The 9337-nt window shown below is 33.8% G+C and carries 9 protein-coding genes and 1 tRNA gene; 5 read left to right on the top strand and 5 right to left on the bottom strand.

Translation table 11 applies throughout. The features are described from left to right. Positions 1-37 precede the first annotated feature (37 nt). Positions 38-337 carry a lysoplasmalogenase family protein gene (locus tag DW269_RS11440; protein ID WP_117460034.1) on the bottom strand — a complete coding sequence of 100 codons (300 nt, stop codon included), beginning with the start codon at positions 335-337 and terminating at the stop codon, positions 38-40. A 77-nt stretch (positions 338-414) separates the two neighbouring features. Between DW269_RS11440 and DW269_RS11435 the strand changes: the two genes are divergently transcribed. After that, positions 415-1233, top strand: coding sequence for a Cof-type HAD-IIB family hydrolase (locus DW269_RS11435; RefSeq protein WP_117460032.1), 819 nt, complete (start codon positions 415-417; stop codon positions 1231-1233). Here DW269_RS11435 and thpR read toward each other — a convergent pair. After that, positions 1217-2257: an RNA 2',3'-cyclic phosphodiesterase gene (gene thpR / locus DW269_RS11430; RefSeq protein WP_158546366.1), complete on the bottom strand. Its 1041-nt coding sequence runs from the start codon at positions 2255-2257 to the stop codon at positions 1217-1219. The genes DW269_RS11435 and thpR overlap by 17 nt on opposite strands. Before the next feature lie 37 nt (positions 2258-2294). Between thpR and DW269_RS11425 the strand changes: the two genes are divergently transcribed. Then, positions 2295-2371: transfer RNA gene (locus DW269_RS11425), tRNA-Arg, on the top strand. A gap of 34 nt (positions 2372-2405) precedes the next feature. Here DW269_RS11425 and DW269_RS11420 read toward each other — a convergent pair. Continuing rightward, positions 2406-3233 (bottom strand): PRD domain-containing protein, encoded by an 828-nt coding sequence (locus DW269_RS11420; protein WP_158546365.1) that lies wholly within the window; start codon positions 3231-3233, stop codon positions 2406-2408. Position 3234: 1 nt separating this feature from the next. Beyond that, on the bottom strand, positions 3235-4827 hold the full coding sequence (locus DW269_RS11415; RefSeq protein WP_117460027.1) for a PTS transporter subunit EIIC: 1593 nt from the start codon (positions 4825-4827) through the stop codon (positions 3235-3237). 268 nt (positions 4828-5095) lie between these two features. Here DW269_RS11415 and DW269_RS11410 point away from each other — a divergent pair, with 268 nt between their 5' ends. Both DW269_RS11410 and DW269_RS11405 read left to right on the top strand, forming a co-directional pair. After that, positions 5096-6580, top strand: a complete 1485-nt coding sequence (locus tag DW269_RS11410; RefSeq protein WP_117460025.1) for a C40 family peptidase — start codon at positions 5096-5098, stop codon at positions 6578-6580. A gap of 38 nt (positions 6581-6618) precedes the next feature. Continuing rightward, positions 6619-7314 carry a hypothetical protein gene (locus DW269_RS11405; protein WP_117460023.1) on the top strand — a complete coding sequence of 232 codons (696 nt, stop codon included), beginning with the start codon at positions 6619-6621 and terminating at the stop codon, positions 7312-7314. Positions 7315-7338: 24 nt separating this feature from the next. Here DW269_RS11405 and DW269_RS11400 read toward each other — a convergent pair whose 3' ends face one another. Then, entirely contained in the window at positions 7339-8364 is a 1026-nt protein-coding gene (locus DW269_RS11400; protein ID WP_117460021.1) for a low specificity L-threonine aldolase, read from the bottom strand. An 820-nt stretch (positions 8365-9184) separates the two neighbouring features. Between DW269_RS11400 and DW269_RS13070 the strand changes: the two genes are divergently transcribed. Continuing rightward, positions 9185-9337, top strand: a 153-nt coding sequence (locus DW269_RS13070; protein WP_233503295.1) for a helix-turn-helix domain-containing protein, incomplete at its 3' end; no start/stop codon positions are given.

The following is a 9337-nucleotide window of genomic DNA, read 5'->3' as shown; positions in this document are numbered from 1 at the left end:
AACAATTAAGGAGAGTTACTTTTTTGTTTCCTCCTCGTCATTTCATATTGTCTATATATGTAAATGGTTCAAAGTGATAATAGAAGAATAAGAAGGCTATATCACCAATTAAGAATGCATTAAGACCATATCTAAATAGTTCCTTCTTACATAAGAGTATGTCTCCAATCATATAGCCTAGTAGTGCTGGAAGTATAAGAAGAAATAATTTTGTTTGGTGAGAGAAGTAAGCCGTAAGGATAAAACCTAATGAGCATAAACCTTTTGTATAGATGTGATAACGTGTACGCCATGTACATACCATTATCAGAAATAATAGAATAAATAATACTATCATAATAATTTCCTTTCTGAAATAGTCTACCACAATTCAATGATGTGTGCTATAGTTGTGCACAAAGGGGGAAAAGACAAATGATTAAATTAATTGCGACAGATATGGATGGAACATTTCTAGATAATAAGAAGCAGTTTGATAAGTCTTTTATTGATTTATTTTTTGAGATGAAGGAACAGGGTGTACTGTTTGTAGCTGCAAGTGGTAATCAGTATGCCAGACTTTACCAGAAGTTTTTACCAATGAGTGAGGATATGTATTTTATTGCAGATGGAGGCAGTTATATTGCGAAGGGTCCAAATACATTAGAAGTATTTGATATGGACCGTAAGAAAGCATTTCTTGCAATAGAGAGAGTAAAGGAACATTATCCTGATTTTAAGATTATGATAGCAGGAGAAAAGTATGCTTATGCAAGAAAGAAGGATCATCTGACTAAAGAATTGACTACTTATTATTGTTCTTATAAGTTGATTGATGATTTTGATGAGATTGATGAACCTATTACTAAGATTGCGATACTTGATCCTCGTGGAGATATTAAGAATAGTGCAGGAGATATTACACGTATTTTACCTGAGGGATTACAGATTATTACATCTGGTAATGAATGGATGGATATTCAAAGAGATGGTGTAAATAAGGGTCTTGGTATGCGTTATATTCAGGAACATGAACAGATTTCTAGAGATGAATGTCTCGCATTTGGTGATCAGATGAATGATTATGCTTTATTAAAGTCTGTGAAGTATGGTTTTGCGATGGAGAATGCAGTAGATGAAATCAAGAAACTTGCTTATGGTATTACTGATTCTAATGAAGATCAGGGATGCTTAAAGATTATTAAGAAAGCTCTAAGAAAAAATAAAGAACAGGCCGCTAACGACCTGCATTAAAATAGAAATCACAATGATTTTGGATATCAAATGAAGAAAAGTATTTTTCTTCTAATGGTATCCATTTTTTTATAAACATATCAAGTGCTTCTTTTCCATTTCTTTTTTCTATACGTTTAAGTCTTAACGATTCGTCTATATCTACAAATATAGAAAGATCATAAGCATCTATTAATTCAGGATGACATGAATAAGACCCTTCTATGATATTAATAGGTTTATAAGAGTATAAGGTTCCTTCACTTATAGACATTGTGGAACAATCAAAAGGGCGATAAAGAACATCATGATGTTCTTTAAGAGGTTCTAATACTTCCTTTTTAAATCTTTCTCTATCCACATTACCACCTGGTTCATTATAGCGTTCTTGTGTACGCTGATATTCCTGAAGATAGAAATCATCCATATGAAATATATGACAATCAAAATATGCTTTTAATTTATTTGCAAGAGTTGTTTTCCCACTTCCACATCTTCCATCTATTGCGATAGTGACATGTCCCTTTTGTTGATATATTTTATTTATCTTCGCTATTAAAGACTGTTCATTATAAGGGAGATACTTGAGCCCTTCTTCTAAATAATGAGCCTGTAAGAGTTCTACTTTGATGTCTTTAGTAGAGACTTCTTGAAGTGTTCTATCTCCTTCTTCTGCTTTTCTTAAAATTGTGATATGTGGATAAAAAGGTTTATCATCAAACGGTATATCATGTGCCTTTAATGCTTTTCTTAATGTATTGACATATTCATCTAATACAGGATTATCTTTAATACCTACCCAATAAATCTTCTTGAAATGACCAATACGGTTCAAAGTAATGGTGATTTCAGGAAAAGGAATAGAATGAATAATTTCCATAATTTCATCCTGTCTATCTGTTTCACCAAAGAAAGCTAAAGTCATATGTAAATTATCTAGATCATAATACTTACCTTGAATCCCTTCTTCCTTTAAAGTATCCATGATTGACATTAATTCTTCTTTAAAAGAAAAATTAAATGTAAGTGCAACAAATTGTCTCATAAAATTCATCCTTTCTATGATATAATGAATAAGCTATGTGCATGTAGCTCAATTGGATAGAGTATCAGACTCCGGCTCTGAAGGTTGCAGGTTCAATTCCTGTCATGCGCGCCAAATATTGAAAAGAGGCAGCTTACGCTGCCTTTTACTATACACTATGTCTGATTCTTTCTATATGTATCGCAAGATAGCCTACTTCTTCGTCTGATATCTTTTCTAGAATCAGCTTTTCTATATAATCAGCGACACGACATGCAACAGCATAGCTTTCTGGGAACTTTTCTTTTGTATAGTCTGTCATAGAGACCTGTACATCTTCTTTACGGTCTAGACGGACCATTAAGAATTTAATATGGTTGACTAAACGAATATAAGCAATAGAGTCTTCATCAATCACTATATTAAATGTTTCTTCTACATAAATGACTGTTTGATGAATAATGCTGGCAACCTGTAATGAACGTCCAGGTGGCTGAGAACTCAAAGCCGCATGAATATGAAGAGAAATATAACCAATTTCATCATCAGTGATTTCATAACCTAATCTTCTCTTAATGATTTTTCTTGCTTTCTTAGCCACTTCATACTCATCTGCAAATAATAATCTAATATCACTTGTCAAAGGATTAGAGATGACCATATCATTCTTAATACGATCAATAGAGAATGCAATATGATCTGCAAGAGGTAAAAGAATCTTAGTATCTATATCACCAAATTCTTTTTCTGCATAACGGATAATTTCATTGGCTATTTCTAAGAAGATAGGATCTACACCCTGTAAGACATTCTTACCAGTATTCTTCTCTAAACTATAGCATTTAATATTTTTTCCAGGATTCTCAATCACATCTCCTGCTTTTCTTTTGAAGCCTATTCCCTTCCCTAGTAATATAACTTCTTTATTGAGTTCATCTTTTGCGACAACTCCATTATTGTTTAGCGTTCCAATGACTTCATAACGCTGTTTTTTCACTTTATTCTCCTTCATGTAATATCTGTTTTATTTCTGATACGATAATGACAACATGTGGTCCATAGGTAATTTGGATACCTTCTCCACGCATGTATATACCTGCAGCACCTGTTTCCTTTAAGGCTTCCTCATCAACTAATGTTGGATCCTTTAAAGTTGCACGCAGACGTGTTGTACATGTATCAACATCTAATATATTAGGAATACCACCTAATGCATCAACAATAGAATGGGACACAGAACTGTCTACGTCAAGACTTTTCTTTCTAGAATAGTCTTTTTTTGTATGCAGCTGTGTATCTTCTCCTCTACCTACTGTTTTAAAATCATAACGTTTAATCACAAACTTAAAAATCGAATAATAAAGTAAGAAATAAATAAAACCTATTATTGGGACAAAGACCCAGTTTGTTTTACTATTACCCTGTAATATACCAAACAAGAAGAAATCAATCGCTCCTGCACTAAAAGTGACACCTATCGCTATATTTAAAGCCTGAGCCACTGCATATGCACTTCCTGCTAGAAGCGCATGAATCAAAAAAAGTGGCGGTGCTTGAAATAAGAATGTGAATTCAATTGGTTCAGTAATACCTGTTAATATAGAAGTGAGTGAAGCAGAAAGTAATAAACCTCCTGTTTTTTTACGCTGGCTTGGTCTTGCACAATGATACATCGCAAGGGCTGCACCGGGCAAGCCAAATATCATAAAGATATATTCTCCCGAGAAGAAGCGAGTGGCTTCTACACTGAAATGTTTGACATGAGGTGAAGCAAGCTGCGCAAAGAAGATATTCTGAGCCCCCTGGATCAGTTGTCCATCCACTACCATACTGCCACCAAGTCCTGTCTGCCAGAACGGAAGATAGAACACATGATGTAATCCAAAAGGAATCAACATACGCTTTACAAAGCCAAATACGAATATACCTGCATAGCTGCTGTCTCTTATAAGTACACCTAAGCGATAGATAGCTTCCTGAACAGGTGGCCAAATATAAAAGAATAATATTCCTACAAAAACAAATGTCACACAACAGATAACTGGGACAAAACGTGTGCCTGCAAAGAATGATAAGTAATCAGGAAGTCGTGTCATATAGAACCTATTATGAAGATAAGCAACACCAAGTCCTACTACTATACCGCCAAAGACACCTGTATCTAAAGATTGAATGCCACAAATCGTATTGATTGTACCTAGTCTGACAAAATCAGCCACCTTCCCATCTACTATAAAACCATTAATAGTAAGTAAGGCATTAATAGAAGCATGCATAACTAAAAAGCTAACCAGTGCAGAGAAAGCTGCAGTCGCTTTTTCATGTTTTGCCATACCCATTGCAATACCTACCGCAAATAAAGCTGGAAGGTTATCAAAGACAATTTTACCTGCACTACACATAATTGTGAATAATGCATAGAGTGGTGTTCCCTTTCCTAATATAAATTGAAGATGGTAAGTCTGAATCATTGTCTCATTTGTGAATGACTGACCTATGCCCATTAATAACCCTGCCACAGGTAAAACAGCTATAGGTATCATAAAGCTTTGTCCTACACGTTGTAATTTACTAAATAGCTTACTAAACATGATTCCACCTCCTTCTTGTAGTATTATTTATTTTACCATTATATGGTATGAAAATCTAATCATTTTATTCGAACAATTTATGAGTTTTTCTTACAAAATAGGCCTTTTTGTATAATTCTTAAGTTATTTTTAAAAATTTCTTAATTCAATTTTATATGATAAATACTACATAATTTGATATTTCTTAATTATTTCTTAAGATTTTTCTTTATTTTTTAATATGAAGTGTTATAATAGAGCCTGTCGAAAGACAAAAGGAGAGAGAAAAATGGATAAGAAAACAAAAGAAATCATGAGTTTCGTATCTAATAGAGTAAGAACTCAGAAGACAATGTTCATTCCTGTGTTTGCTATTTCCGCTTTCGCAATCGTGGGTTATACAGCTGCTGATAGAACAGCACCTGTTGTACATTCAAATACAATTGAAGTTCCTTATGGAACTGTCTTAAAAGCTAGTGATTTTGCAATCTCTGATAACAGAGATCATACTGATACATTAAAAACTATGATTCATGCTGAATCTTATGAAAAGAACCAGTTAGGAACTTATACTGTTAACGTAACAGTAAAGGATTCTTTCAACAATGAATCAACTAAGACTGTTAATGTTAAGGTTGTAGATAATGAAGCACCAGTTCTTGAATCTAAGACTGATGATGGATTTGTCATCAATGTTGAAGCAAATGGTAGTAATAATTTAAAGGATTACATCAAGGCAACTGATAATGTTGATGGTGATGTAACAGATTTTATTAATTTTGATAAGGAATTAGATACAACTCAGTTAGGTGAACAGGTGATCAATGCATCTGTTGAAGATAACATGGGTAATGTCGCTACTAAGACATTTACATTTAATGTAGGTGATACATCTGCTCCTGAAATGAACTTAAAGAATGGTAATTTCGTAGTCAATTATGGTGATAACTTTGATATCAACAATTATGTTGAAGCAAAGGATAACTATGATATGAATCCTGTTTTATCTGTAGAAGGTGAAATTGATACTAAGAAGTTAGATGGTACTCAGCCTATTAAAGTAACTGCAACTGATGCAAGTGGTAATAAGACTGAAAATACTTATGATGTGACTGTAGCTGATATTGCTGCTCCTGCTATTACATTAAAGTCTACTGATATTAATGTAAAGAATGGTGGTTCATTTGATGCAAAGTCTAATATTGCATCTGCTATCGATAATCTTGATGGTGATGTAACAAGCAAGGTGAATGTAAGTGGTTCTGTCAATACTTCTAAAGCTGGAAGTTATACAGTTAACTATACAGTAACTGATAATGCTGGTAATACAGCTAATGCAAGTGCTAAAGTGACTGTCGCTGCTGCTCCATCTAGAGGTGGATACAATGCAGGTGGAACAAGCGTCAAGGGTGGACACAGTGGTATTGTTGGAACTGGTTTATCTAAAGTAGGTTCTGCTTATGTATTTGGTGCTTCTGGACCAACAGCATTTGACTGTTCTGGATTCACTTCATGGGTATATAGACAGAATGGTAAATCATTACCAAGAACTGCTTCTGCTCAGTATAGTGGAACTACAAGAGTATCTAAGGATGGCTTAAGTGCTGGTGACTTAGTATTCTTCGCAGGAACTTATAAGTCAGGTATCTCACATGTAGGTATCTATATCGGTAATGGACAGTTTGTTCATGCTGCCAATTCAAGTACTGGTGTTACAGTATCTTCATTAAATAGTGGTTATTATGCATCTCATTATGCAGGTGCTGGTAGATAAGAAGATCGAAAGATCTTCTTTTTTTATAAGGAGATTGTATGAAAAAAGTATTAAAGGTGATACTAGGAATCGTATTAAGTATTGTACTCGTTCTTGGTCTACTCTATGGTCTTTTTATCTACATGATCGAGTATCATGTCGAAACAGTAGCTAAAGAATCTTATTATGAATATGAGGTTGTGATGCAGTCAGTCGGAGCGCCTCTATTCTTCAGCAGTGCAGATGGACGTCTGCTTCTTAAAAAGAATGATACGATAATCAATAAGATGGACTTTACATTATCAGATGATGGTGGAAGTATTCGAGAAGAAGTGTGGAGTGTGAGCTGGTATAAGGATCATGTAGGTGTTGTGATTCAAGGAACTGAGCAGGATGATACACTTTATAATCTTTATTATAATGGCAAGACAAATAGTTCTATTGTGAATGGTCAGGATGAAATAACAACTAAAGGTGATATGGCTAATAATAATGCCGATGAGATTAGAAAAGAATTAAAGATGGTCGCTGATTATCTTAATTATGATGATATAGATTATGGTATCAGTGCTAAAGGATGGATGTATGCCACGGTATATAATAAAGATGGTGTCACACGTCATTTGAATTATTATGAAACTCATGAGCATGAATATGTTTATCAGGAAACTAAGAATGGTTATACAACGATATTAGGATTCTATAAAATAGAAAATGGTCAGGTTATAGATGAACATACCACATCATGGCATTGAAAAAGATTCCGTGAAGGAATCTTTTTATAATAGTTCTTTAAGTTTTTCAATAGATTCTTCTGTAGTAGCCCAGCTTGTTGCAAAACGTACTACAGTATGTGTATCATCATACTTTTCCCAGAAACCATAGCGTACATGCTTTTCTAATTCTTCTAGTTTCTTATTGTCAACAATAAAGAACTGCTGGTTTGTAGGAGAATCAATATAGAATTCATAACCCTTTTCTTTAAAGATTGTTTTAAGCTTTTCAGCCATATCAATAGCATGTCTTGAAATCTTGAAATAAAGGTCATCTGTAAAGAGAACATCAAATTGAACTCCATTTAAACGTCCTTTTGCAAGTAAAGCACCATGCTTCTTAATAAGGTTTACAAAGTGTGCTGGAGTATTATTCTTAGTAAAAACGACAGCTTCACCACATAATGCCCCTACTTTAGTACCACCGATATAGAATACATCAGTAAGTTCTGCGATGTCTTCTAGTGTTACATCAGTATCATAAGACATGAGACCATAACCAAGTCTTGCACCATCCAAGAATAAAGGCAAATTATAAGCATGACATACATCTGAGATTTCTTTTAATTCTTCTTTTGTATAAAGTGTGCCATATTCTGTAGGATGAGAAATATAAACCATACCTGGGAATACCATATGTTCATGGTTAGCATCGTTATAGAATGTATCTACTAATTCTTTGACATCTGATGCTTTTAGCTTACCTAAATACTGTGGGACAGTGAGTACTTTATGTCCTGTATATTCAATAGCCCCCGCTTCATGAGCAGCCACATGGCCTGTCACTGCAGCGACAACACCTTCATAAGGCTTCAACATTGTATCAATGACTAACTGGTTAGTCTGTGTACCACCTGTAATAAAGTAAATATCAGCTTCTTCTTTACCACATGCTTTCGCAATCTTTTTTCTTGCAGATTCAGAATATACATCTACTCCATATCCTGACTGCTGATCCATATTTGTTTCAATAAATTTTTCTAGAATGGCAGGATGTGCCCCTTCTGTATAATCACTTTCAAATGATAACATCTTTATATCCTCCGTTTTTTTGTATTCTACACTATTTTAGATATGAATACAAATAATGAAAATAATTCAAAAAATAGGAAGTAATTCACTCTGATGAATGAGTATATATATGTGTAAGCCACTTATTTCTTGTTTAGAATACTTTTACATAGAAAGATAAAGGAAACTCATTACTCGAATAGTCAATTCATACTATTTGGTAGGAATAGGAACAGAACTATACTATAATAATCAAAAAGGAGGAAAATATAAGTAACTAAATATATCGACTATTGTGATTAAATGTGTTCAAATCTACTCAAAGGAAAGCTTTAATATGAAAACATCAAATATCACAAATTATAAATCAAAGGATTTTGCTGAACTTTAAGGCGTACCTGTTAAGACATTATAACGTTGGGGTAGAGAAGAAACTTTATAGGCAAACCGAACTCCAACTAATAGGCGTTATTACACTTATAATTAGTATTTACTGAATCGCGTTGCATTTTTAAGATTTTGTATTGCAAAAGGAATTATTGTAGACCAGTGTATTGAAGAATATGGAAACTGTGTAACGATTTATTAGATGAAGTAATGGAACAAAAAATCAAAAGCATAATTTCAATACCCACAAACCATAGGTTAGTGAAAATTAAATTTCATAAGCACCTATTAAACGGCGTTCTCGAAGCTGAACCTAATGCATGAATTTTCCATTTGTTCTATAATTAGATTAGAAATCAGATAGAGAACTCGTGTAGGATATTGTTTCAATACTTCATGTGCTCTCCTGCAGGTTGCAAAGGGCTTCGTAAGTATAAAAAACAGATAGAAAGGGATGAGGGAATTGCTGAAGAGCTTCAAGACGGAAATAAATCCAACAGAGGAGCAGAAAGTCAGGATTCGTAAAACAATAGGTACTTGCAGATTTATCTATAACTTCTATCTCGCTCATAATAAGGAGCTTCATGAAAGTGGCAAAAAGTTTATG

It is taken from the genome of Catenibacterium sp. AM22-6LB (assembly GCF_003435615.1).
Taxonomy (GTDB): Bacteria; Bacillota_I; Bacilli_A; order Erysipelotrichales; family Coprobacillaceae; genus Catenibacterium; species Catenibacterium mitsuoka_A.
Note: the sequence above shows the minus strand (reverse complement) of the source record. Positions and strands in the feature narration are given on the sequence as shown.